This window comes from Enterobacter cloacae complex sp. P13B (genome assembly GCF_014895915.1).
GTDB lineage: Bacteria > Pseudomonadota > Gammaproteobacteria > Enterobacterales > Enterobacteriaceae > Enterobacter > Enterobacter bugandensis.
The window spans coordinates 31,216-53,972 of the sequence record NZ_JADBQN010000022.1; the positions used below are offsets into that span (position 1 = coordinate 31,216).

25 protein-coding genes are annotated in these 22,757 nt (G+C 56.0%); 14 read left to right on the forward strand and 11 right to left on the reverse strand.

Annotated features, from left to right (window positions below):
- Nucleotides 1-11: 11 nt before the first annotated feature.
- On the reverse strand, nt 12-629 hold the full coding sequence (locus IM273_RS11030; RefSeq protein WP_193051031.1) for a helix-turn-helix transcriptional regulator: 618 nt from the start codon (nt 627-629) through the stop codon (nt 12-14).
- A 547-nt stretch (nt 630-1,176) separates the two neighbouring features.
- Between IM273_RS11030 and IM273_RS11035 the strand changes: the two genes are divergently transcribed.
- The 6 genes from IM273_RS11035 (at nt 1,177) to fabY (ending at nt 5,369) form a co-directional block, all read left to right on the forward strand.
- The gene (locus IM273_RS11035; protein ID WP_059357395.1) at nt 1,177-1,920 is read left to right on the forward strand and encodes a winged helix-turn-helix domain-containing protein; all 744 of its coding nucleotides are present in this window, start codon (nt 1,177-1,179) and stop codon (nt 1,918-1,920) included.
- A complete protein-coding gene (locus tag IM273_RS11040; RefSeq protein ID WP_028014878.1) occupies nt 1,917-2,387 on the forward strand; it encodes a hypothetical protein in 471 nt (156 codons plus the stop codon). Before IM273_RS11035 ends, IM273_RS11040 begins: the two co-directional genes overlap by 4 nt.
- A gap of 87 nt (nt 2,388-2,474) precedes the next feature.
- Entirely contained in the window at nt 2,475-3,074 is a 600-nt protein-coding gene (gene yihX / locus IM273_RS11045) for a glucose-1-phosphatase (RefSeq protein WP_045260234.1), read from the forward strand.
- Complete coding sequence (locus tag IM273_RS11050; protein ID WP_045260235.1) at nt 3,068-3,949, forward strand: virulence factor BrkB family protein; 882 nt, start codon at nt 3,068-3,070, stop codon at nt 3,947-3,949. The genes yihX and IM273_RS11050 overlap by 7 nt, the downstream gene beginning before the upstream one ends.
- On the forward strand, nt 3,946-4,383 hold the full coding sequence (gene dtd, locus IM273_RS11055; RefSeq protein WP_008501836.1) for a D-aminoacyl-tRNA deacylase: 438 nt from the start codon (nt 3,946-3,948) through the stop codon (nt 4,381-4,383). Before IM273_RS11050 ends, dtd begins: the two co-directional genes overlap by 4 nt.
- 44 nt (nt 4,384-4,427) lie before the next feature.
- Nucleotides 4,428-5,369, forward strand: a complete 942-nt coding sequence (fabY, locus tag IM273_RS11060; RefSeq protein ID WP_028014875.1) for a fatty acid biosynthesis protein FabY — start codon at nt 4,428-4,430, stop codon at nt 5,367-5,369.
- A gap of 8 nt (nt 5,370-5,377) precedes the next feature.
- Here the strand turns inward: fabY and IM273_RS11065 are convergent, their stop codons facing one another.
- Nucleotides 5,378-6,298: an alpha/beta hydrolase gene (locus IM273_RS11065; RefSeq protein WP_028014874.1), complete on the reverse strand. Its 921-nt coding sequence runs from the start codon at nt 6,296-6,298 to the stop codon at nt 5,378-5,380.
- Between the two features lie 198 nt (nt 6,299-6,496).
- Here IM273_RS11065 and IM273_RS11070 point away from each other — a divergent pair, with 198 nt between their 5' ends.
- Together IM273_RS11070 and IM273_RS11075 are read left to right on the forward strand one after the other, a co-directional pair.
- Nucleotides 6,497-6,739, forward strand: a complete 243-nt coding sequence (locus IM273_RS11070) for a ribbon-helix-helix domain-containing protein (RefSeq protein WP_015569912.1) — start codon at nt 6,497-6,499, stop codon at nt 6,737-6,739.
- A 2-nt stretch (nt 6,740-6,741) separates the two neighbouring features.
- Nucleotides 6,742-7,113 (forward strand): type II toxin-antitoxin system VapC family toxin, encoded by a 372-nt coding sequence (locus IM273_RS11075; RefSeq protein WP_077266491.1) that lies wholly within the window; start codon nt 6,742-6,744, stop codon nt 7,111-7,113.
- Between the two features lie 39 nt (nt 7,114-7,152).
- On the opposite strand, the gene fdhE is transcribed toward IM273_RS11075, so the two are convergent.
- From fdhE to fdnG, 4 genes are read right to left on the reverse strand one after another with little or no spacing between them, the layout of a single operon-like run.
- Nucleotides 7,153-8,082: a formate dehydrogenase accessory protein FdhE gene (fdhE, locus tag IM273_RS11080; RefSeq protein ID WP_028014872.1), complete on the reverse strand. Its 930-nt coding sequence runs from the start codon at nt 8,080-8,082 to the stop codon at nt 7,153-7,155.
- Nucleotides 8,079-8,714, reverse strand: a complete 636-nt coding sequence (gene fdoI, locus IM273_RS11085) for a formate dehydrogenase cytochrome b556 subunit (RefSeq protein ID WP_015569914.1) — start codon at nt 8,712-8,714, stop codon at nt 8,079-8,081. The genes fdhE and fdoI overlap by 4 nt, the downstream gene beginning before the upstream one ends.
- Entirely contained in the window at nt 8,711-9,613 is a 903-nt protein-coding gene (gene fdxH / locus IM273_RS11090) for a formate dehydrogenase subunit beta (RefSeq protein WP_003861960.1), read from the reverse strand. The genes fdoI and fdxH overlap by 4 nt, the downstream gene beginning before the upstream one ends.
- A 12-nt stretch (nt 9,614-9,625) precedes the next feature.
- On the reverse strand, nt 9,626-12,676 hold the full coding sequence (gene fdnG / locus IM273_RS11095) for a formate dehydrogenase-N subunit alpha (protein ID WP_120266897.1): 3,051 nt from the start codon (nt 12,674-12,676) through the stop codon (nt 9,626-9,628).
- Nucleotides 12,677-13,047: 371 nt separating this feature from the next.
- Between fdnG and fdhD the strand changes: the two genes are divergently transcribed.
- Complete coding sequence (gene fdhD, locus IM273_RS11100) at nt 13,048-13,884, forward strand: formate dehydrogenase accessory sulfurtransferase FdhD (protein ID WP_047366787.1); 837 nt, start codon at nt 13,048-13,050, stop codon at nt 13,882-13,884.
- Between the two features lie 114 nt (nt 13,885-13,998).
- The gene (locus IM273_RS11105; protein WP_193051029.1) at nt 13,999-14,211 is read left to right on the forward strand and encodes a DUF1471 domain-containing protein; all 213 of its coding nucleotides are present in this window, start codon (nt 13,999-14,001) and stop codon (nt 14,209-14,211) included.
- A gap of 40 nt (nt 14,212-14,251) precedes the next feature.
- Here IM273_RS11105 and IM273_RS11110 read toward each other — a convergent pair whose 3' ends face one another.
- Together IM273_RS11110 and IM273_RS11115 are read right to left on the reverse strand one after the other, a co-directional pair.
- Nucleotides 14,252-14,575, reverse strand: a complete 324-nt coding sequence (locus IM273_RS11110) for an AzlD domain-containing protein (protein ID WP_028014868.1) — start codon at nt 14,573-14,575, stop codon at nt 14,252-14,254.
- The gene (locus IM273_RS11115) at nt 14,575-15,234 is read right to left on the reverse strand and encodes an AzlC family ABC transporter permease (RefSeq protein ID WP_028014867.1); all 660 of its coding nucleotides are present in this window, start codon (nt 15,232-15,234) and stop codon (nt 14,575-14,577) included. Before IM273_RS11115 ends, IM273_RS11110 begins: the two co-directional genes overlap by 1 nt.
- A gap of 103 nt (nt 15,235-15,337) precedes the next feature.
- Between IM273_RS11115 and IM273_RS11120 the strand changes: the two genes are divergently transcribed.
- From IM273_RS11120 to IM273_RS11135, 4 genes are all read left to right on the forward strand, one after another.
- Nucleotides 15,338-15,886, forward strand: coding sequence for a helix-turn-helix domain-containing protein (locus IM273_RS11120; RefSeq protein WP_003861973.1), 549 nt, complete (start codon nt 15,338-15,340; stop codon nt 15,884-15,886).
- A 17-nt stretch (nt 15,887-15,903) separates the two neighbouring features.
- Nucleotides 15,904-16,899 (forward strand): LacI family DNA-binding transcriptional regulator, encoded by a 996-nt coding sequence (locus IM273_RS11125; protein ID WP_193051027.1) that lies wholly within the window; start codon nt 15,904-15,906, stop codon nt 16,897-16,899.
- 104 nt (nt 16,900-17,003) lie between these two features.
- Entirely contained in the window at nt 17,004-19,127 is a 2,124-nt protein-coding gene (locus IM273_RS11130) for an alpha-galactosidase (RefSeq protein ID WP_126327351.1), read from the forward strand.
- 44 nt (nt 19,128-19,171) lie between these two features.
- A complete protein-coding gene (locus tag IM273_RS11135; RefSeq protein ID WP_193051025.1) occupies nt 19,172-20,449 on the forward strand; it encodes an MFS transporter in 1,278 nt (425 codons plus the stop codon).
- On the opposite strand, the gene rhaM is transcribed toward IM273_RS11135, so the two are convergent.
- The 3 genes from rhaM to rhaD are packed head-to-tail and all read right to left on the reverse strand — an operon-like array spanning nt 20,437 to nt 22,757.
- Nucleotides 20,437-20,751, reverse strand: a complete 315-nt coding sequence (gene rhaM / locus IM273_RS11140) for an L-rhamnose mutarotase (RefSeq protein ID WP_193051023.1) — start codon at nt 20,749-20,751, stop codon at nt 20,437-20,439. The genes IM273_RS11135 and rhaM overlap by 13 nt on opposite strands.
- On the reverse strand, nt 20,748-21,896 hold the full coding sequence (fucO, locus tag IM273_RS11145; protein WP_193051021.1) for a lactaldehyde reductase: 1,149 nt from the start codon (nt 21,894-21,896) through the stop codon (nt 20,748-20,750). Before fucO ends, rhaM begins: the two co-directional genes overlap by 4 nt.
- A gap of 30 nt (nt 21,897-21,926) precedes the next feature.
- Nucleotides 21,927-22,757 carry a rhamnulose-1-phosphate aldolase gene (gene rhaD, locus IM273_RS11150; protein WP_193051019.1) on the reverse strand — a complete coding sequence of 277 codons (831 nt, stop codon included), beginning with the start codon at nt 22,755-22,757 and terminating at the stop codon, nt 21,927-21,929.

Here is a 22,757-nt window from a genome sequence, read left to right on the forward strand (position 1 = left end):
AGAAGTTGAAATTACAAAATAGAAACGAGTATTTTATGAATGCTGGTACCTAACTTCCTCTCTAATCGTATTTTATGAACGTAAATTTTTTTCACATCAACGCTGGTTGTTTTTATTATCTCCCGGAGACACACCCCTGAAATAAGTCTGTTAAGTAAAGTGAATTCAACAGTGTTCAGGGTATTACCACGCCTGCTGCTCACTCGCCTGCCGGAAAAAAGATGGTTAATTTTTTCCTGCAATATAGCGTCATCGTCATCTGAATAAATAATTCCCTTTATTTCACTTTGATGAGCGAAAAAGTAGTGAGCCAACGCCTCCAGTTTACGGTCCGCGATAAGCACGATGTGCATGTTGGTCATCGCCAGATGTTCAATCCATTGCGGATCGACAAGCAGGCGCAGGTTATACATCGAAAAATCTACAAAAATAAATCCGCGTAATAAATGATTCTTGTTTCCAGACAATATTTTATTTTCTACTGCAAGTTGCAGGAAATGATTTCCCACCGGCCAAACTGCGAAGGAGGCGCTGCCACAGTATTGTGAGCGCACCGTGTTATCCGGAAATAACTGACAGGACAATTCGCAGCTTATACAGCGGACAACCTTTCGCGACGATGTTATCATCCAGTCCACTCCTGTCTTATTTTCATTATCAATATTTCACTGCCTTTCAAATGTGTCAATCTTGAAACATATCCAGCGTTTCTGTCGTATTTATGAGAAATAATGCCAGAGAAAATAAATTCCTGGCTGTCTCTATTCTTGCAGGCCGCAGACATAGCGACAGAACATTGATTGCCAGACCTTACCCAGGAATATTCATCAATCCATTAAGATTATTTGGCAAAAACAACCCCGGAAGGAAATTGACGAAATAGCACTAATAGCTAAAGATTCGTCACCTCGATCTGCCTGAACGTCAGTCTTTTCTCAACGTGTGGCTCAATATAATTATTTGACCTAGTGAAGTGTAATGAAATCTCATTATGTCCTTTTAGCTGAGGCTCACCTAAGAAAACCGACTTGTAATCAATTGAAAAATAATGCGATGTTTCTAATCTTAGGTACGGGTGTGTCGCGCTCTGATCCTTCTGACCTATACTGTTGTTAAATATACGTATGTTTTTTGGGTTTGTGGGGTTAAATATTGTTATTGCAGAGGAAAGTAAAATTGTATCTTATTAACAAGCTGGTCGAGTATGACCCGGAAAACAAAACCCTGGCGAATCATATTACCGGGCGCACGATACATTTGCAGCTTCCTGCCAATCTCTGCTTTCTTTATCTCGTTACCCATCCTGGCGAAATAATTTCGCAAAATCAGTTAATGGTGGTGGGATGGGGTGAACGTAACGATGTCACCACACCGAATACCTTTTACCAGGCCATTTTGACATTGCGCAATGCGCTGGCTGAAGTAGGATTACCGCGCGATACGGTAAAAACGATTTCGCGTCGCGGGCTGACGCTTTCCGAAGCCACCCAGGTTGAAGTATTTACCCCAACCGCCGAGCCGGTAATTGCCAGTGAAGACGCGGCAATAGCCGAAGGCACCGCGATGAAGAAGCTGGCGTGGTTAATAATAGCCACCGCTACGCTTTTTCTGATCGCGCTTATTAACGGGGTCATATTATATAAACATCACCAGAACATGCCGTTTAGTCACTACATTCCACTTTCAATGGGCAGCACGACCAACGCCTGCCAACTCTTTTATGCACCTAATGAACATATGCAGGACCATTACCTTCGCTTGTTAAAAAATTACCCCAGCCTGTGTGCCGGAAACCGATACGTTTTTCTCATCGGCTATAGTAAAACGGAGCGAATCGCGGCGTTTGTCTGTAATAACGATGCGCGACATGACGCGGCAGCGTTATGTACCACGCATTATTTTTGGGCGCATGAGCAATGATGACACTCGGGAATCGTATTATTTTGCTGGCGGCGTTGCTGGGGGCTGCTATTACCAGCGGCTGGCTAGCGTATTCGCATTTTTCGAGTGCGCCGATACGCTGTACAGGTGATGTGGAGTGGACGATTGGTAAAAACCGATTTGTAGGAACGGTTTCATGGCGAATGCAGCATCGGGAAGGGACCGCTGTCATTAACGGTAAACTGTTTGGTCACGTGGTTTCTGAAGTTAACCGCACCATCTATTTCCACTACAGCGATCACCAGAACGCGCGCGTATTAAATAACGATCGTATTGTTAAAACCTTCGCCGATAGTGCGGATGAGGCTGATATCAATGCAACGCTACCGGGTTTTTATCGCACGCCGGGAAGAGATCTGAGCCTGATGATTGATGAGTACCGTGGAGCGTGGCTTTTTGCCGCGTCGAACGTCCCTTCGCTGTACTGCCGTAAAAACGCGCCGTAAAAATCAATCGCACACCTTAGACGGCACGCATAGTCAAATCTCGTGATTCCCGCTACAGTTATCTCTCCACGGCGAAAGGAGATAAACATGCTTTATATCTTTGACTTAGGAAACGTAATTGTCGATATCGATTTTAACCGGGTGCTGGGTGCCTGGAGCGACTTTAGCCGTGTGCCGCTGGCGACGTTAAAGCAGGATTTCGCGATGGGTGAGACCTTCCATCAGCATGAACGCGGCGAGATTAGCGATGAAGAGTTTGCTGAACGCTTCTGCCAGGAGATGGGGCTTTCGTTAAGCTATGAACAATTTTCTCACGGCTGGCAGGCGGTATTCGTCGCGATCCGTCCGGAAGTGATCGACATTATGCACAAACTGCGCGAGCAGGGGCACCGGGTGGTCGTGCTGTCTAACACCAACCGTCTGCACACGACCTTCTGGCCAGAGGAATACCCCGAAGTTAAGGCGGCGGCAGATAAGATCTATCTTTCGCAAGAGATGGGTATGCGTAAGCCTGAAGCGCGAATTTATCAGGCTGTTTTGCAGGCAGAGGGATTCACCGCGGCCGATGCGGTCTTTTTCGATGACAACGCCGATAATATAGAGGGAGCTAACCAGTTGGGTATCACGTCAATTCTGGTGACCGGAAAAGAGACGATACCGAACTACTTTGCGAAGCAGTTATGCTAAAAACTGTTCATCAAAAAGCCACGCATCATACTCGCCCGCTGAGGGCCTGGCTGAAGTTGCTCTGGCACCGCATTGATGAGGACAACATGACCACGCTGGCGGGTAACCTCGCCTACGTGTCGTTGCTCTCATTAGTGCCGCTGGTGGCGGTTATCTTTGCGCTCTTTTCCGCTTTCCCGATGTTCGCGGACGTTAGCCTGCAGCTTCGCCATTTCGTCTTCGCGAACTTCATCCCGGCCACCGGGGATGTTATCCAGAACTACATCGAGCAGTTTGTTGCCAACTCCAGCAAGATGACGGCGGTGGGGGCGTGCGGCCTTATCGTCACCGCGCTGCTGCTGATGTACTCTATCGACAGCGCGCTTAACACCATCTGGCGAAGCAAAAAAATCCGTCCTAAGGTCTATTCCTTTGCCGTCTACTGGATGATTTTAACGCTGGGGCCGTTGCTGGCTGGGGCGAGTCTGGCAATCAGTTCGTATCTTCTCTCCTTGCGCTGGGCGAGTGATTTAAACAGCGTGATTGATAACGTGCTGCGTATTTTTCCGCTGATCCTGTCCTGGCTCTCGTTCTGGCTGCTCTATAGCGTTGTACCGACCACGCGCGTGCCTAACCGCGATGCGGTAGTTGGGGCGCTGGTGGCGGCAGTGCTTTTTGAACTGGGTAAAAAAGGGTTTGCCCTTTACATCACCATGTTCCCGTCTTATCAGCTGATTTACGGCGTGCTGGCGGTGATCCCCATTTTATTTGTCTGGGTTTACTGGACCTGGTGTATCGTCTTGCTTGGCGCCGAAATAACTGTCACTCTCGGCGTATACCGCGAACTTAAAAAAGCAGCAGAAGCTGAAAAACAATTAGAAGCAGACCAACCATGATTGCATTGATACAGCGCGTAACCCGTGCCAGCGTCACCGTGGAGGGAGAGGTGACGGGTGAAATTGGCCCAGGACTTTTGGTGTTGTTAGGTGTCGAAAAGGATGATGACGAACAAAAAGCGAACCGCTTATGCGAGCGCGTGCTGGGCTACCGCATATTCAGCGATGCGGAAGGCAAGATGAATCTGAACGTCCAGCAGGCGGGCGGCAGCGTGCTGGTGGTTTCCCAGTTTACGCTGGCAGCGGATACCGAGCGCGGCATGCGCCCGAGTTTCTCTAAAGGCGCCGCGCCGGATCGTGCAGAAGCACTTTACGAATACTTTGTTGAGCGTTGTCGCCAACAGGAAATGAATACGCAAACCGGACGATTCGCTGCAGATATGCAGGTCTCGCTGGTGAACGATGGCCCCGTCACATTCTGGCTCCAGGTATGAGCCAACTGGCGGCGTGGCCGCGGGTAACAAGAGAGAGTACAGCTATGTATCACCTTCGAGTACCGCAAACGGAAGAAGAGTTAGAAGCGTATTACCAGTTCCGCTGGGAAATGCTGCGCAAGCCACTGCATCAGCCAAAAGGATCTGAACGCGACGCCTGGGATGCGATGGCTCATCATCAGATGGTGATGGACGAAGAGGGCAACCTCGTCGCCGTCGGGCGACTGTATATCAACGCTGATAACGAAGCGTCGATTCGTTTTATGGCGGTTCACCCTTCCGTGCAGGATAAAGGGCTGGGGACGCTAATGGCGATGACGCTGGAGTCCGTCGCCCGTCAGGAAGGCGTTAAGCGCGTCACCTGTAGCGCCCGGGAAGATGCCGTGGAGTTTTTTGCCAAACTCGGTTTTGTTAACCAGGGTGAAATCACCGCCCCGCAAACCACGCCGATTCGCCACTTTTTGATGATCAAACCCATCGCCACGCTGGACGATATTCTTCATCGCGCGGACTGGTGCGGGCAACTGCAGCAGGCCTGGTATGAACACATCCCTCTGAGTGAAAAGATGGGCGTGCGCATTCAGCAGTACACCGGGCAAAAATTCATTACCACCATGCCGGAAACCGGCAATCAGAACCCTCACCACACCCTGTTTGCCGGCAGCCTGTTTTCCCTGGCGACGCTCACCGGCTGGGGGCTGATCTGGCTAATGCTGCGCGAGCGGCATCTTGGCGGCACCATTATTCTGGCCGATGCCCACATTCGCTACAGTGCGCCGATCAGCGGCAAGCCGAGCGCGGTGGCGGACCTTGGCGCGCTGGGCGGCGATCTCGATCGTCTGGCACGTGGCCGCAAAGCGCGCGTGCAGATGCAGGTTGAGTTGTTCGGCGATGAAACGCCGGGCGCGGTGTTTGAAGGCACCTATATCGTTCTTCCTGCGAAGCCGTATGGCGCTTATGAAGAGGGCGGGAACGAGGAGGAGTAGTCTCCTTCTCACTCTCGCCCGGCATGGTTAATGCGCCAGGCAATATCTCGCATAACGTCTCGCGCTGACTGGCTAATTCCACTCAACTGAAAGAAGCCGTGTATTACACCCCGCCATCGTTGAGCGGTACACTTCACGCCTTGCTCCGTGAGGCGCTGACAAAGCGCCTCGCCTTCGTCGCGTAACGGATCATACTCAGCGGTAACAATGTGGACCTTTGGCAGACCGCTAAAGTCGTTGCGCCACAGCGGGCTGACTTCAGGATGCTGACGGTCGGCTCCAGCCAGATACATTTCATAGCCGCTCAAAAGGGTATCGCGAGTAATCACGTAATCCATGCCATTGAGGGTATAGCTTTCAAAACTGGCCGTAGCGTCGAGCATGGGGTAGATAAGAATGAGCTGTGCGGGATCCCAGAGACCTTTGGCCTTAAGCCGCAATGATGTTACCAGCGCAAGATGGCCTCCCGCGCTGTCTCCACAAAGTGTAATCCGGTTTTTATCCACACCTAATTGTTCTGCATTCTGCCAGACAAGATCTGCCGCTCTCTCTGCATCGTCATGCGCAGCGGGGAAGGTATGCTCGGGTGCGAGTCTGTACTGAACCGCAATGACCCGACAGTTACCGTAAAACGCCAGTTGGCGAAGCTGATTATCATGGGTTTCAAACCCACCGCTGACAAAACAACCGCCATGATAGTAGAGGGCACAAGGTAACGTTTCAGGGGCATTGACAGGCGAAAATACCCGAAAGGTCAAATCCTCAAGAACAAGCGTTTCAACCTGGACACGAGTTTCTTTTTCCCCGGCCAGCGCTGTGCTGGCGACATATCCGCTTCTCCGGTCATCAATACTCTGCTTTCGCGAGGAAGGTCGTCCTGCGGCAATAAACTCCTGTACCAGCTTATCAATACCCTTCTCCAGAGCCATGGTTACGTCCTTTTACTGTGTGTTTATACAGTTTATAGCCTGGTTTACAGCAGATGAAAACAGAGAAATGTTGAGAGGTGCATATTGTGGAAAGCGGCTCGCAAAATCGATCATTCCCTAAAAAACGTCCTTTCACCCTAAATTGATAAAGAGTATTTTGCCTGAAAATTAACCAATGATGATATACTAAGGTGATATATGAGCGTTTTGGCGGAACTTGATATGGGCAGAATACTTATCGATTTGTCTGATGACGTGATTCAACGTTTGGATAACCTCAAGCAATTGCGAAATCAACCACGTGCTGAACTGCTTCGCGAAGCGATTGAGCTGTATCTCGACCAGCAGAGTTCCTCTGTTATCCGAAATGCGCTTGGTCTGTGGGGAGACAGAAAAGAGGACGGGCTTGAGTATGAACGCAAGCTGCGTGAGGAGTGGTAATCATGGAGCACATGGCAGTGTTTGATACCAATATTCTTATTGATCTCTTCAACAACCGTGTTGAAGCTGCGGATGCGATTGAGCATACCGCGTCGCATCGTGCCATCAGCTTAATTACCTGGATGGAAGTGATGGTGGGCGCTCGCAGGCATGGTCATGAAGCGAAAACGGCAGCCGTGATGGGCGCTTTTGAAATTATTGATGTGTCTCGGGATATCGCGGAAAGAAGCGTTTTACTACGTGAGAAGCATGGAATGAAACTGCCTGATGCTATCATCCTGGCTACAGCGCAGAGCAGAAAATGCCCGTTGATTTCTCGCAACACGAAAGATTTTGCGGGTATTGACGAGGTCCTTACGCCTTACCAGGTGTAGGCCGGGCAAGCTCGCGCCGCCCGGCACTCTCGCAGGAGATTACTCCCCTTCACCCGGGAACAGGAACGGGTTGATCGAGCTGCGGGCAAAGCCCTCTTGCTCCATCTTCGCATCCAGAATCAGCGAGGCGAGATCGTCGGCCACCGCTTCGACTTTCGGGTCTTTTTCCTGATACAGGATCTTCAGGTAGGTTCCGCAGTCGCCGCAGCTTTCGGCTTTCACCGCCGCGTCTTCATTTTCCAGCGACCAGTAGTTGAGATCGCGAGTCTGCTCGCAGTTGCTGCACTTCACGCGCACCACGTGCCACTCGGTTTCACACAGGTTGCAGTGCAGGTAGCGCAGCCCCTGCGTGGTCCCAATCTGCACCATGCTGGAGACCGGCATTGAGCCGCACACCGGGCAGAACTGGCGCGCTTCGCCGTATTCGGCGCGGGCTTTGCCCGGGATCAGGCTCGCCATTTGCGCCCAGTAGAGCGACAGCGCGGCCCAGATAAACGGCGCTTTATCGCTGCTGACCAGCGAGAAGTCGGAGGCAAACAGCGCGCTCGCCATCTCTTCCAGCTCCAGGTCAGAGGCTTTTTCCAGATTCTCGATGACCGCCAGCGCCGTGCCGCTCATCTCCGGCTTCAGCTCGGCAATCAGCGAATGAAGCAGCTTATGCCAGTGCTTGTCGCGCGGCAGGACGTGAATATCCAGCGGCGGCTTGCCCTGCTCGTTAGCTTCTTTGATGCGCGCGGTCAGGTCCATTTGCAGCGGGTGATCGTACAGCACCACCTCCTGCGCATGGGCGACCAGCGCGGCAAAACGCAGAAAATCGCCCAGCGGGTTGTTCTCTGCCAGCTCGCGCAGACGCTCTGCGCGGCGGTTGTAGAGGTTCTTGAGTCTGGGGAATAACAACGGCGGAATATACTCCGCCGTACGTTTCTCGCTCGACCCCAGCTCATCTTGCGGGATTATGCGAATACTCATTCAGATGACTTTTCCTGTTTCTGGCGGACTTCACGGTACCAGCGCGGGTGATGTTTCTTCGCCCACGTTTTGGTTACCCATCCTTCCACCATCGCGGTAATGGTGCCTTTCACCCAGAGGGCGGCGTAAATATGCACCATGATAACCACAATTAACGCCACTGCGGCAAATGAATGCAGCATTAGCGCAAATCGGATCACCGGGATTGAGAAAGCAGGCGCAAAGTACGGACGCCAGATGATCACGCCGCTCACCAGCAACAGGACCAGGAAGATAATCGCCGCCCAGAATACGCATTTCTGGCCGAAGTTATAACGCCCGGTATCACCCACTTCCTCGTTGACGACGATCTTACGAATATTCTTCGCCCAAAAGATATCATCCCGATTGATTAGGTTATGGTGCCAGTAGCGGAAAAACATGATGATAAACGAGGCAAACATCACCACACCCACGAACGGGTGAAGGATGCGCGCCAGCTGCGGCGTGCCCAGGATCTGCATCAGCCAGTTGAAGGAGGGGAAGAAGAACCCCAGCCCGCTTATCGCCGCCAGCATGAAGCAGAAGGCGGTGACCCAGTGGTTGATGCGTTCCGGCGCGGTGTAGCGCACGATGGTGTCACGTTTTCTCATTTGCGCACCTCGTCTTTCTCTTCATGCAGGTTGTCGTCTTCCTCTTCCGCACGGTTCGGACCGACGCCGACGTAGTGGAAGATGCTCGCTGCGAAGGTGGCAGCAAAGCCCACCGCGGCCAGCGGTTTCCAGATGCCTTTCCAGAACTTCACGGTGGCGCTGATTTCCGGGTTCTCCGGCAGGCCGTGATACAGGTTCGGCTTGTCGGCGTGGTGCAGCACGTACATCACGTGCGTACCGCCAACCCCGGCCGGATCGTACAGGCCCGCGTTGTCGTAACCACGGGTTTTCAACTCGCCCACGCGCTCTGCCGCCAGCGTTTTCATATCCTCTTTGGAGCCAAAGTGGATAGCGCCGGTTGGGCAGGTCTTCACGCATGCAGGCTCCTGGCCCACGTTAACGCGGTCTACGCACAGCGTACATTTATAGACGCGGTTGTCTTCCGGGTTCATGCGCGGCACGTCGAACGGACAGCCCGCGATGCAGTAGCCGCAGCCAATGCACTGCTCGGACTGGAAGTCGACGATGCCGTTAGCATACTGAATGATAGCCCCTTCTGACGGACACGCCTTCAGGCAGCCCGGATCCGCGCAGTGCATACAGCCGTCTTTGCGGATAAGCCATTCCAGTTTGTCGTTCTGCTCCACTTCCGAGAAACGCATTACCGTCCAGGACTTGGCGGTCAGGTCTGCCGGGTTGTCGTACACCCCGACGTTGTGACCTACTTCGTCACGGATGTCGTTCCACTCAGAGCAGGCCACCTGACAGGCTTTACAGCCGATACAGGTGGTCACGTCGATCAGCTTCGCCACTTCCTGCTGGTGGTCCCGCGCCTGAGGCGCGGGCGTGAAACCGTTAGTCGCGGAACGACGGATAATGTCTTGAGATTGATAAGCCATAAGTCGTCTCCGTTACACCTTTTCCACGTTCACAAGGAAGGCCTTAAACTCCGGCGTCTGCGTGTTCGCATCACCGACGAACGGCGTCAGGGTGTTCGCAATGAACCCTTTCTTCGCCACGCCCTCATAGCCCCAGTGAATTGGGATGCCGATGGTATCCACCTGCTGACCGTGAACGTTCAGCGTGCGAATACGCTTGGTCACCACCGCCTTGGCCTTGATGTAGCCGCGGTTAGAGGAGACCTTCACGGTATCGCCATGGGCAATGCCGAGCTTGTTCGCCAGCTTCTCGCCGATCTCCACAAACTGTTCCGGCTGCGCGATGGCGTTAAGCAGCGCGTGCTTGGTCCAGTAGTGGAAGTGTTCGGTCAGACGGTAAGTGGTGCCCACGTACGGGAACTTGTCTTTTTTACCCAGCGCTTCAAAGTCGCCCTTGAAGATACGCGCTGCCGGGTTAGAGACCACGTTCGGGTGCAGCGGGTTGGTGCCCAGCGGCGTCTCAAACGGCTCGTAGTGTTCCGGGAACGGCCCTTCCGCCATCTTATCGATAGCAAACAGACGGCCCATCCCTTCAGGCTGCATGATAAACGGCCCAACGTCGCTGCCTGGTGCGGCAGTGCTGTAGTCCGGAATATCCACGCCGCCCCATTTCGCGCCGTCCCACTTCAGAAGCTGACGCTTCGGATCCCACGGGTTACCCTGCGGATCAGCGGAGGCACGGTTATAGAGGATGCGGCGGTTCAGCGGCCATGCCCATGCCCAGCCCAGCGTATTGCCGAGGCCCGACGGGTCGGCGTTGTCACGGTTGGCCATCTGGTTGCCTTTCGGCGTCCAGCTACCGGCAAAGATCCAGCAGCCGCTGGAGGTGGTACCGTCATCGCGCAGGTGCGCGAAGGTGCTGAGCTGGTCGCCTTTCTTCGCCAGAACCGCGCCGGTGACCGGGTCGATAACGTCCGCCAGCGCCTTACCGTTGCTCTCCATGGCCACTTCTTCCGGCGCAGGATTTTCCGGCGTCGAGTAGTTCCAGGTCATGTTCAGCACCGGCTCAGGGTTCGCGCCGCCTTCTGCTGCATACATCTTACGCAGGCGTAAGAAGATACCGGCCAGGATCTCGCCGTCGTTCATGGCGATGCCCGGGGCGTCCGCGCCTTTCCAGTGCCACTGCAGCCAGCGGCCGGAGTTGACGATAGAACCGTTCTCTTCCGCGAAGCAGGTAGACGGCAGGCGGAACACTTCGGTCTGAATCTTCGACGGATCGACGTCGTTCGACTCACCGTGGTTCTGCCAGAAGGTCGAGGTCTCGGTGTTGAGCGGGTCAATCGTCACCAGGAACTTCAGCTTCGAGAGGGATTCAACAACCTTGTTCTTGTTCGGGAACGACGCCACCGGGTTAAAGCCCTGGCAGATATAGCCGTTGACCTGGCCCTGGTGCATCATTTCGAAGTACTGGAGAACGTCGTAACCTTTGTCCCACTTCGGCAGCCAGTCAAAGCCCCAGCTGTTTTCCGCCGTCGCTTTGTCGCCGTAGAAGGCTTTCATCAGCGAGACGAAGAACTTCGGATAGTTGCCCCAGTAGTTCACCTGGCCTTCGAGCAGCGGTTTTGGCGTGCTGGCCGTCAGGTAGGTCTGCAGGTCAGTCTGTTTCTCGCTCGGCAGGTTCATGTAACCCGTCAGGCTCTGAGACAGCAGGCCGAGGTCGGTCAGACCCTGAATGTTGGAGTGACCGCGCAGGGCGTTCACGCCGCCGCCTGCCATCCCCATGTTGCCGAGCAGCAGCTGCACCATTGCCATGGTACGGATGTTCTGCGCGCCGATGGAGTGCTGCGTCCAGCCGAGTGCATACAGGAACGACGCGGTTTTGTCCTTCGCGCTGGTCTCCGCGATCAGCTCGCAGACCTTCAGGAAGTCTGCTTTCGGCGTGCCGCAGATGTTCTCGACAACGTCCGGCGTGTAGCGGGAAACGTGCTCTTTCAGCAGGTTCCATACGCAGCGCGGGTGTTGAAGAGTGGTGTCGCGCTTCGCAAAGCCTTTCTCATCCAGCTCGTAGTTCCAGCTGGTTTTGTCGTACTTGCGTTTTTCCGCGTCATAACCGCTGAACAGGCCATCTTCGAAGTGGTAATCCTCACGCACGATCAGGCTGGCGTTGGTATAGGCTTCGGTGTACTCGCGGTTATATTTTTCGTTGGTCATCAGGTACAGCAGTACGCCTGACAGGAAAGTGATGTCAGTACCTGAACGAATAGGGGTGTAGAAATCCGCCACTGACGCAGTACGCGTAAAGCGGGGATCGATCACAATCAGTTTCGCACCGTTGTGGATTTTGGCTTCCATCGCCCAGCGGAACCCGACAGGGTGCGCTTCAGCGGCGTTACCGCCCATCACCACAATGAGGTTGGCGTTCTTGATGTCGACCCAGTGGTTGGTCATCGCACCGCGACCAAATGTTGGAGCAAGACTTGCTACCGTTGGTCCGTGTCAGACACGCGCCTGGTTGTCGACCGCGAGCATACCGAGTGCGCGCGTAAATTTCTGGGTTAAATAGCCGGTTTCGTTGCTGGAGGCAGAAGCACACAGCATCCCGGTGGAGAGCCAGCGGTTGACCGTGACGCCGTCGGCGTTCTTCTCAATAAAGTTGGCATCGCGGTCTTCTTTAATATGTTTTGCGATGCGGTCAAACGCCTCTTCCCAGCTGATTTGCTGCCATTTATCGGAGCCAGGTGCGCGATATTCCGGGAATTTCAGACGGCTTTCGGAGTGGATAAAGTCCACCAGACCGGCCCCTTTCGGACACAGCGCGCCGCGGTTGACCGGATGGTCCGGGTCGCCTTCGATATGGAAAATAGACGCTTTGGCGTTTTTCGCACCGTCGCCGAGGCTATACATCAACAGCCCACAGCCGACGGAGCAGTACGTACAGGTGTTACGGGTTTCGCGGGTGCGCAGCAGTTTGTACTGCCGCGTTTCCGCCAGCGCTACGCCGGGCGCAAAGCCCAGTGCCGCCGCCGTGGTGCCTGCCATACCGCCAGCGCAGATCTTAAAGAACTGCCTTCTGCTGACCTGCATGGGTCACTCCTTGTTCGACATTGCTTATATATGTAGTTTTAACTTCGCGGTTGAGAATTGACCGCAAAGGAGAAAAATTTGCGTTAATCCCTCATTTCTCCGAGGGATATCATCAGAATACCACAATGTCGGTATACCTGTTCCAACGGCGTTAATACAAAGTGAACGTATTATCACTGTGTTGATTATAAAGTGTGACAATGATCACACTATAAGCTCTGCATGTTAAAGGGGTGTAGCGGGGGCCGGGTTGCACCTCTTCTTAATGAGTAGGACAATGAGTGTCGAAAAGTTGATCCATACTATGCGTAAGGCCTGCGGTTTATGCTGCAATAGCAGGCTTACTTCCGTGGTTGTTCAGGAATACCGCTGTGTCTAAACAAAACCGTGCTACCCGCTCATCGCCACTGCCTGCGGGCATTGTGGAAATGTCGGTACGCAGACCGCCCCACATTACCCATGCCACCCCCGATTTTCTGGCTGAAGAAGTGCCCGTTGCCCTCGTTTACAACGGTATTTCGCACGTGGTGATGATGGCCTCACCCAAAGATCTCGAACTGTTCGCCATCGGTTTTTCCCTTTCGGAAGGCATCATTGCGCACCCGCAGGAGATCTACGGCATGGACGTGGTTCAGGCGTGTAACGGTCTTGAAGTGCAAATCGAACTCTCCAGCCGCCGCTTTATGGGGCTGAAAGAGCGCCGCCGCGCGCTGGCCGGGCGTACCGGGTGCGGTGTCTGTGGTGTTGAGCAGCTTAATGATATTGGCAAGCCCGTTGCGCCACTGCCGTTTACCCAGACCTTCAATCTGGCGCATCTCGACCGTGCGCTGGAAAATCTCAACGATGTTCAGCCCATCGGCCAACTGAGCGGCTGCACGCACGCGGCGGCGTGGGTATTGCCGTCAGGAGATATTGCTGGAGGGCATGAGGACGTGGGCCGCCACGTCGCGCTCGACAAGCTATTAGGCCGTCGTGCGGGGGAGAGCGATCTCTGGCAGCAGGGCGCGGCGCTTGTTTCCAGCCGCGCCAGCTATGAGATGGTGCAGAAGTCCGCGATGTGCGGCGTGGAAATTCTGTTTGCGGTGTCGGCGGCAACCACGCTGGCGGTGGAGGTGGCGGAGCGCTGCAATCTGACGCTGGTGGGGTTCTGCAAGCCGGGCAGGGCGACAATTTATACCCATCCGCAGCGGTTAATGGTTGATCAGTAATTTTGAACGATAATAGCAAATCCTTCCGCTTTTAGTTGTTCAGGATGAGGGCTAGTATTTATCTCATCAAGGCACGGTGCCTTACCTAAACAACTTAATGAAAGGGTTTATATCATGAAAAGCATCAAAACTTTTGTCGCTGTAATCGCTCTGGCTGTTTCTTTCGGTTCTTTCGCTGCACAGACAGTGACCGCCTCTGCTTCCACCATTGATAGCGCAGAAGCGAAAATCGCGGCTCAGGCTCAGGAAGCGGGCGCGTCATCCTACAAAATTACCCAGGCGTTCACCGGTAACCGCGTACACATGACCGCTGAACTGAACAAATAATTTCGCTATACCGTCGAAAGAGCGCCCCTGGGGCGCTTTTTTAATTTATACCCGCCAGACGCAGCAGCGCCGTCACCACCGCCGCCGCGACGATCACCACAATTAACGGCATTTTTCGCCATGCCAGAAACACCGCGAACCCCACGCCCAGCACGCGCGCCATGCCCGCAAAATGTTCCCCTTCATAAAACGTGGTCGCCAGCGCGACGGAGAACAGCAAAACGGTAGCCGCATCGGAAAGCAGCGCCTGCGATCGTTCAGAAAGCGCCAGCCGGTTGCCCAGCTTTGCCCCGCCGAGACGCATCAGGTAGGTTCCGGCAGAAAGAATGGCGATGCCGAGAATAAAAAACGTCATGTTTCCCATTATTTTTTCCTCGCAGCGAGACCGAGTAACGAGAGCAGAACCGGTAAACCCACCGGGGCAAACGGCACGGCAGCCAGTGATAGCGCGGCACCGCTGCAGGCGCGGATCAGCGTGGTACGGTTTTTAAACGCGGGTACCACTAACGCCAGCAGGATCGCCGGAAACACCGCGTCCAGCCCGATGGTCTCCGGGTCCGGCAGCAGTTTACCGACCATGGCACCCAGCAGCGCCCCCACCGGCCAGATAATCGCCACGCCTAAACCGCACAGCCAGTAGGCCGCTTTACGCTGCTCGGGCGTTTTTTGCGACAGGCCAAACACTACGCTTTCATCGTTCATGATGTGACAGCCGAGATAGCTCAAACCCCGTTTGCCCACCAGTTCACGCACCGTCACGCCAAACGGCACATGGCGCGCGTTGACCAGCAAACCGGCGGCCGCTGCCGCCAGCGGGTTACCTCCGCTTGCCACAATGCCGATAAACATAAACTCGGATGCGCCCGCCAGCACCGTGAGGGAAAGCACAAACGGCACCCACAGCGGAAAACCGTAGGCCATCGCCAGGGAGCCGTAAGACATGCCGACCACGCCTACCGCGAGGCAGACCAAAATTATCGCTTTTATCGTGTCGCCTTTCAGGCAAGAGAGGGGATTCTTCATATCATTTTAGCCATATCGAACGTATTTCCATTATAATGAACGCATCAAAATCGTTTTACAAGATGAACGAATCGTTCGTTATAGAGAGACAGAGGCCGTTTTTATGACGCAGCCAATCAGCGTGATCGCCAAAAGCCTGGTGCGGGAACGCCTGCGAACCGGGCTGTCACTGGCGGAAATTGCCCGCCGTGCCGGGATCGCCAAATCTACGCTTTCTCAGCTGGAGTCTGGCAACGGCAATCCTAGCCTGGAGACGCTCTGGTCGCTTTGCGTGGCGCTGGATATTCCGTTTGCCCGGTTACTGGAACCGCAGCAGCCCGTCACGCAGGTGATCCGCCGCGGCGAGGGCACCAAGGTGGTTGCCGGGCAGGCAAACTACGAGGCGATTTTGCTGGCGGCGTGTCCGCCGGGCGCGCGTCGTGATATCTATCTGCTGCTGACGCAGCCGGGGGCAGACCGTATTTCCCAGCCGCATCCGCCGGGGTCGGTTGAGCACATTATCGTGACCCAGGGGCGGGCGATGGTCGGCCTGATCGACGCCGCGGAAGAACTCGGCCCGGGCGATTACATTTGCTACCCTGCCGATCAGCCGCATATCTTTAAGGCGCTGGAGCCAGACACCCACGCCCTTCTGGTGGCGGAACAAAATTAACGAAGATACGGAAAATCATGTCGCTCAAAGCCATTGCTAAAGAACTGGGGCTGTCCGTCACTACCGTCAGCCGCGCCCTCAACGGGTATGACGATGTGTCTGCTGAGACGCGCGCCCGCGTGGAGGCGGAGGCTCAGCGCCGTGGTTACCGACCTAATACGTTTGCGCGCCGCCTGAAGATGGGCAAAATCGATGCTGTCGGCCTCGTTTTTCCCGTGCATCCTGTTCCGCTCAATAACAGCGTTTTTATGGACATGGTCGGCGAAATTAGCCACGAACTGGCGCGACATGAGATCGACCTGCAGCTCATCGCCGACGATGATCTGGCGGATAAGCACAGCTATATGCGCATGGTGCAAAGCCGCCGCGTGGATGCGCTGATTGTGGCCCACACGCTCGATCGCGATCCGCGACTTGAACAGCTGCAGGCCGTCGGATTCCCTTTTCTGGCGCTTGGCCGCAGCCAGCTGCCGCAGCCGTACGCATGGTTCGACTTCGACAACTATGCTGGCACGTACCAGGCCACCCGCTGGTTGATTGAGAAAGGCCATCAGCGCATCGCCCTGCTGGGCGAAAGCAATAATCAGGCATTCATCACCCAGCGGCGACAGGGCTACCTGGACGCGCTGCGGGAAGCCGGGCTCTCCAGCGAATGGCTGCGCGCTATGCCCCCTTCGCGCCGCGTGGGGTATGCCACCACGAAAGAACTTCTCTCCCTGCCGCAGCCCCCCACGGCCATCATTACCGACTGCAACACCCACGGCGACGGCGCGGCGATGGCGCTGGCGGAACTGGGCCGCCTGACAGGCGAGAACGCCGTTGCGCTGGTGGTTTATGACGGACTTCCGCAGGACAGCATCGTTGATGCTGACGTGGCGGCAGTGATCCAGTCCACTCGTCAGGGCGTCGGGAAACAGATTGCCGATATGGTGCGCCAGCTGATTAACGGCGACGACGTCGAACGGCTCCAGGTGCTCTGGCAGCCCGAATTCTTCCCGGGCCAGACGGCCTAAACCGCGTAAATTTCCAAACCCGATCACAGATCCGAAACGTTTTGGTTTGTATCCGAAACGTTTCGGATCAACACTCAAGACATCCCGACGACAGGAGATGTCTGATGCAAGATGCCATTTTACGACTCGAAAGCACCACCGTTGATGTGGTGATAAAAACCCAACCGTTCGCCGAAATTCTCTACTGGGGACCGCATCTTCAGCACTTTTCGCCGCAGAATGTCACTACGCTGGTGCGGCCGGTGGCAAACGGCAGGCTGGATGTGGACTCCCCGGTAACGCTGATGGCCGAGCTGGGGCACGGGCTGTTTGGCTCGCCAGGTATTGAGGGGCATCGCCAGGGGCTGGACGGTTCCCCGGTGTTTAAAACCACGCAGGTGCAGCAGGACGTAAACACCCTGACGATAACCGCCGAAGATGAATGCGCGGGACTGCGTCTGACCAGCGAGCTGACGCTGCAGGCCAGCGGCGTGCTGGTGGTGCGCCATGGGTTAACCAACCTGAAAGCGCTGGCGTGGCAGGTGGACCGATTCGCTGTCACGCTGCCGGTGGCCGAGCGCGCGCAGGAGGTTATGGCCTTTCACGGACGCTGGATCAGAGAATTTCAGCCGCACCGCGTCACGCTTGAACACGACAGCTTTATCATTGAAAACCGTCGGGGTAAAACGTCCCACGAACATTTCCCGGCGCTGATCGCCGGTACGCCATCGTTCAGCGAAATGCAGGGCGACGTCTGGGGCGTGCATCTGGGCTGGAGCGGCAACCACCGCCTGCGCGCCGAAGCGAAAACCGATGGTCGCCGTTATATACAGGCCGAAGCGCTCTACCTGCCGGGTGAAATGGCGATTGAAGAGGGCGAAACGCTCTGGACGCCGCGCCTGTATGCCAGCTACTCCCCGCACGGGCTGAACGGCATGAGCCAGCAGTTCCACCGCTACCTGCGCGACAGCATCATCCGCTTCCCGGAAAACAAACCGCGCCCGGTACACCTCAATACCTGGGAGGGGATCTACTTCAGCCACGATCCGGAGTACATCATGCGCATGGCCGACGAGGCCGCCGCGCTGGGTGTGGAGCGCTTTATCATTGACGACGGCTGGTTCAAAGGCCGCAACGACGACCATGCCGCGCTGGGCGACTGGTACCTGGATGAGAAAAAATACCCGAACGGCCTGACGCCGGTAATCAGTCACGTTAAACGGCTCGGCATGGAGTTTGGCATCTGGATCGAGCCGGAGATGATTAACCCGGATTCCGATCTGTATCGCGCGCATCCTGACTGGGTGCTGGCGCTGCCGGGCTATCCCCAGGCGACCGGACGGCACCAGCTGGTGCTTAATCTCAACATCCCAGAGGCCTTTGATTATCTCGTAGAGCGCATGAGCTGGCTGCTGGGCGAGCACGAGGTTGACTACGTGAAATGGGACATGAACCGCGAACTGGTGCAGCCCGGGCACAACGGTAAAGCCGCCGCCGACGCGCAGACCCGCCAGTTTTACCGCCTGCTGGACGTGCTGGGCGAGCGTTTTCCGCACATTGAATTTGAATCCTGCTCCTCCGGCGGGGGGCGAATCGATTATGAAGTGCTGACCCGCAGCCATCGTTTCTGGGCTTCCGACAACAACGACGCGCTGGAGCGCAACACGATCCAGCGCGGCATGAGCTATTTCTTCCCGCCGGAGGTGATGGGGGCGCATATCGGTCATCATAAATGTCACGCCACCTTCCGCCAGCACAGCATCGCTTTCCGTGGGCTGACGGCGCTGTTTGGGCATATGGGGCTGGAGCTGGATCCGCTCACCGTCGATGCGCAGGAGCGTGAGGGCTATCGCCATTATGCCGCGCTGTATAAGCGGTGGCGTGAGGTGATTCATCGCGGTACCCAGTGGCGCGTGGACATGCCGGATGCCACCACGCTGGCGCAGGGTATAGTGAGTGAAGACAAAACGCAGGGGCTATTTTTGGTCAGCCAGCTCGCGATGCCGGATTACACCCTGATGATGCCGCTGCGCATGCCGGGGTTAGACGCCAGCGCACAGTACCGCATCACGCTGCTGGATCACCCGAACATTCAGATCACGGGCGAGGGCGGGCACACCATGCGCAAGCTGCCAGCGTGGATGGAAGCACCGCAAACGGCAAGCGGCGAATGGCTGATGCGGGCGGGTATTGCGCTGCCGATTCTGGATCCGGAAACCGCCATTCTGATTGGCGTGGAACGCGTGTAAAGGTGACGGGCCGGGCAACCGGCCCTCCGTTGAGGATAAAAATAATGAACACAACAACCTGTACCCACAAAGACAACCCTAACTTCTGGATCTTCGGGCTGTTCTTCTTTCTCTACTTCTTCATCATGGCCACCTGCTTTCCGTTCCTGCCGATCTGGCTGTCGGACATCATCGGTCTGAACAAAACCCATACCGGGATTGTCTTCTCCTGCATCTCGCTGTCGGCCATCGCGTTCCAGCCGGTGCTGGGCGTCATTTCGGACAAGCTGGGGCTGAAAAAACACCTGCTGTGGATCATCTCGGTGCTGCTGTTTCTGTTCGCGCCGTTTTTCCTGTACGTCTTCGCGCCACTGTTGAAAACGAATATCTGGCTGGGCGCGCTGAGCGGCGGGCTGTATATCGGCTTTGTTTTTTCAGCCGGATCCGGGGCGATTGAGGCCTACATTGAACGCGTGAGCCGCAACAGCTTCTTTGAGTACGGCAAGGCGCGCATGTTTGGCTGCCTCGGCTGGGGCTTGTGCGCCTCAACGGGCGGCATCCTGTTCGGCATCGATCCGTCGTATGTTTTCTGGATGGGATCGGCGGCGGCACTTTTGCTGATGCTGTTGCTGGTGGTCGCGAAACCGAAGCCCAACCAGACGGCGCAGGTGATGAACGCCCTGGGCGCGAACCAGCCGCAAATCACCGCTAAAACCGTGTTCAACCTGTTCCGCCAGCGCAGAATGTGGATGTTCATCCTGTACGTGGTTGGCGTGGCCTGCGTGTATGACGTTTTCGACCAGCAGTTTGCCACCTTCTTTAAAACCTTCTTCGCCACGCCGCAGGAAGGGACCCGCGCCTTTGGTTTTGCCACCACGGCGGGGGAGATTTGTAACGCCATCATCATGTTCTGCTCGCCGTGGATCATTAACCGCATCGGCGCGAAGAACACGCTGCTGATCGCCGGGGTGATTATGGCGACGCGCATTATCGGCTCGTCGTTTGCCACCACCGCCATGGAAGTCATCGCCCTCAAGATGTTGCACGCCCTGGAAGTCCCGTTCCTGCTGGTGGGGGCATTCAAATACATTACCGGAGTGTTTGATACGCGCCTGTCGGCCACCATCTACCTGATTGGCTTCCAGTTTGCCAAACAGTCGGCAGCGATTTTCCTCTCCGCCTTTGCCGGAAATATGTATGACCGGATCGGCTTTCAGGAGACGTATCTGATGCTGGGCTGTTTCGTGCTGGCGATTACGGTGGTGTCGGCGTTTACGCTGAGCAGCAGGCGGGAGATTGCTGCCACCACAGGGGCGGCAGCGTTAACGCATCACTCCAGGTAAAACACCTCTTTCAGCCCGGCGCTCACCGGGCTGTTATCCGGGTTCGACGGCATGACGTCAGCCATATATTTCCACCAGCGCTGGCACACGTCGGTATTCGCCACCGCGTTCCAGCGCTCCTCCGACTCAATCTCCACCGTCGCAAACAGCAGGTTGCGTGCTTTATCGAGGTAAATGGCGTAGTGGTGTGCGCCGTGGTCTTTCAACACCGCTTCCAGTTCGGGCCAAATCGGATTGTGTCGACGCGCGTACTCCTCGTGCGCGTCCGGGTTTACCTGCATCACAAACGCTTTGCGGATCATAATGCCTCCAGGTACAGCTCGCGGACTTCATCGCGGCTGGCGGTGCGTGGGTTACACGGCGCACACGGATCGGCGAGGGCTTTATCCAGCCAGCCTTCGATATCGGCTTTGGTGACGCCGAGCTGGCTGAAGCCTGACGGAATGCCGACGCGGGCGCTCAGGTCGCGAATCGCCTGAATGGCGGACATGCTGGCGGCTACATCGCTCATCCCTCGGGTATCGACGCCCATTGCCAGCGCCACGCGGGCAAAACGCGCGACCGCGTTCGGGCGGTTAAAGTTTTCGATGATCGGCAGCAGGATGGCGTTGCACACGCCATGCGGCAGGTTGTGCGTTGCGCCCGGCTGGTGCGCCAGAGCATGTACCAGCCCCAGCCCGGCGCTGTTAAACGCCATACCTGCCAGGTACTGACCAAACGCCATCTGCTCGCGCGCTTCCAGGTTATGACCGTCGTCGACCGCTTTCGGCAGCCAGAGGCTGATCAGGCGAATCGCTTCCAGCGCGTTGGCATCGGTCAGCGGGTGCGCGCCAACGGACACGTAGGCTTCAATGGCGTGCGTTAACGCATCCATACCGGTCGCCGCGGTCACGGAGGCCGGAATATCAAGCATCACGCTGGCATCGTCCACGGCAATATCCGGGATGATGTTCGGGTCGATAATCACCTCTTTCACCTGACGCGCGGAGTCGATGATCACCGCATTGCTGGTCATCTCTGCCGCGGTGCCTGCGGTAGTGTTGATCGCCACCAGCGGCACGCCTGCGTTTTTCACCTTGCCGACGCCGGAGTAATCGGTAGACGGGCCTGGATTAGCGGTGAGGATTTTAATCGCCTTGGCGGTATCAATCGGGCTGCCGCCGCCAAAGGCAATCACGTAATCACACTCCGCGTCCTGGTAAGCCGCAAATCCTTTTTGCACCAGCGCTTCCGTCGGGTTCGGAAATACCTCATCGAACAGGTGATATGACATTTGATGGGCGTCCAGCGCGGTAAACAGGCTGTCGAGCAGGCCCAGTTTCACCAGTTGGCCGTCGGTGACAATCAGCGCTTTGCCCCACTGCCTGGTCGCCACCAGGGTGACCATATCGCCGATTGCACCCGCGCCATGCAGGCTAATTTTGGGAAGTGCCAACATAAAGCTCATGATAATTCTCCTTAACTATCGCCTGTGGCGTTACGCGTATAAATCCAGGGCCGACTGCATCGGGGTAACGCCAAAACGTTTGCCCAGCGCGATCAGCTCTTCCCGGGTGATGGTCTGCTTCATGCCGCCCATGGAGTAGACCTTCACCAGCACCTCCGCGGATTTCTCGGCGGTGTCGATCAGGCCGAAGGTTTCATCCAGCGTCGGACCGCTGCCGAAGACGCCGTGGAACGGCCACAGCACCAGGGCGTGCTTTTGCATATCCGTCGCGGTCGCCTGACCGATTTCGTCGGTGCCCGGCACCATCCACGGCAGAATACCGACACCGTCCGGGAAGACCACCAGGCATTCGGTACTGCCTTCCCACAGCTTGCGGGTAAAGAAATCAGAATTATTTTCCAGCACGTAGGTCAGGGCGATCAGGTTAGTGGCGTGGCAGTGCATGATCACGCGGTCTTTGCCGTCAGTCGCCTTGATGCGTTCGCAGTGGGAGAGGAAGTGCGCCGGCAGCTCAGAGGTCGGCACCGCGTCGTCCGTTAGCCCCCACAGAATGTGGTATCCCGCGCCGTCGCTGTCTACCCTCACGACGCCGAGATTGGCTTCCGGGTCCAGTTGAACGTTACGGAAGAACTTGCCGGAACCGGTAACGATAAACGGCGTGTTGGCGAGCAGCGGCATCGGCTGACTCAGGGCAATATAGCGCGGCTTCTGGTGAAAATCGGCGGCGTACGGCTCGATGTCCGCATCGTCCAGGCGCAGCGTGAGGTTGCCGCCGTTGCGCTCGTCCCAGCCCTTCAGCCAGGCGTCGGAGGTGGCTTTGATCATGCCCTGGACGAACCAGGAGGAGGTGATGGTCTGCAT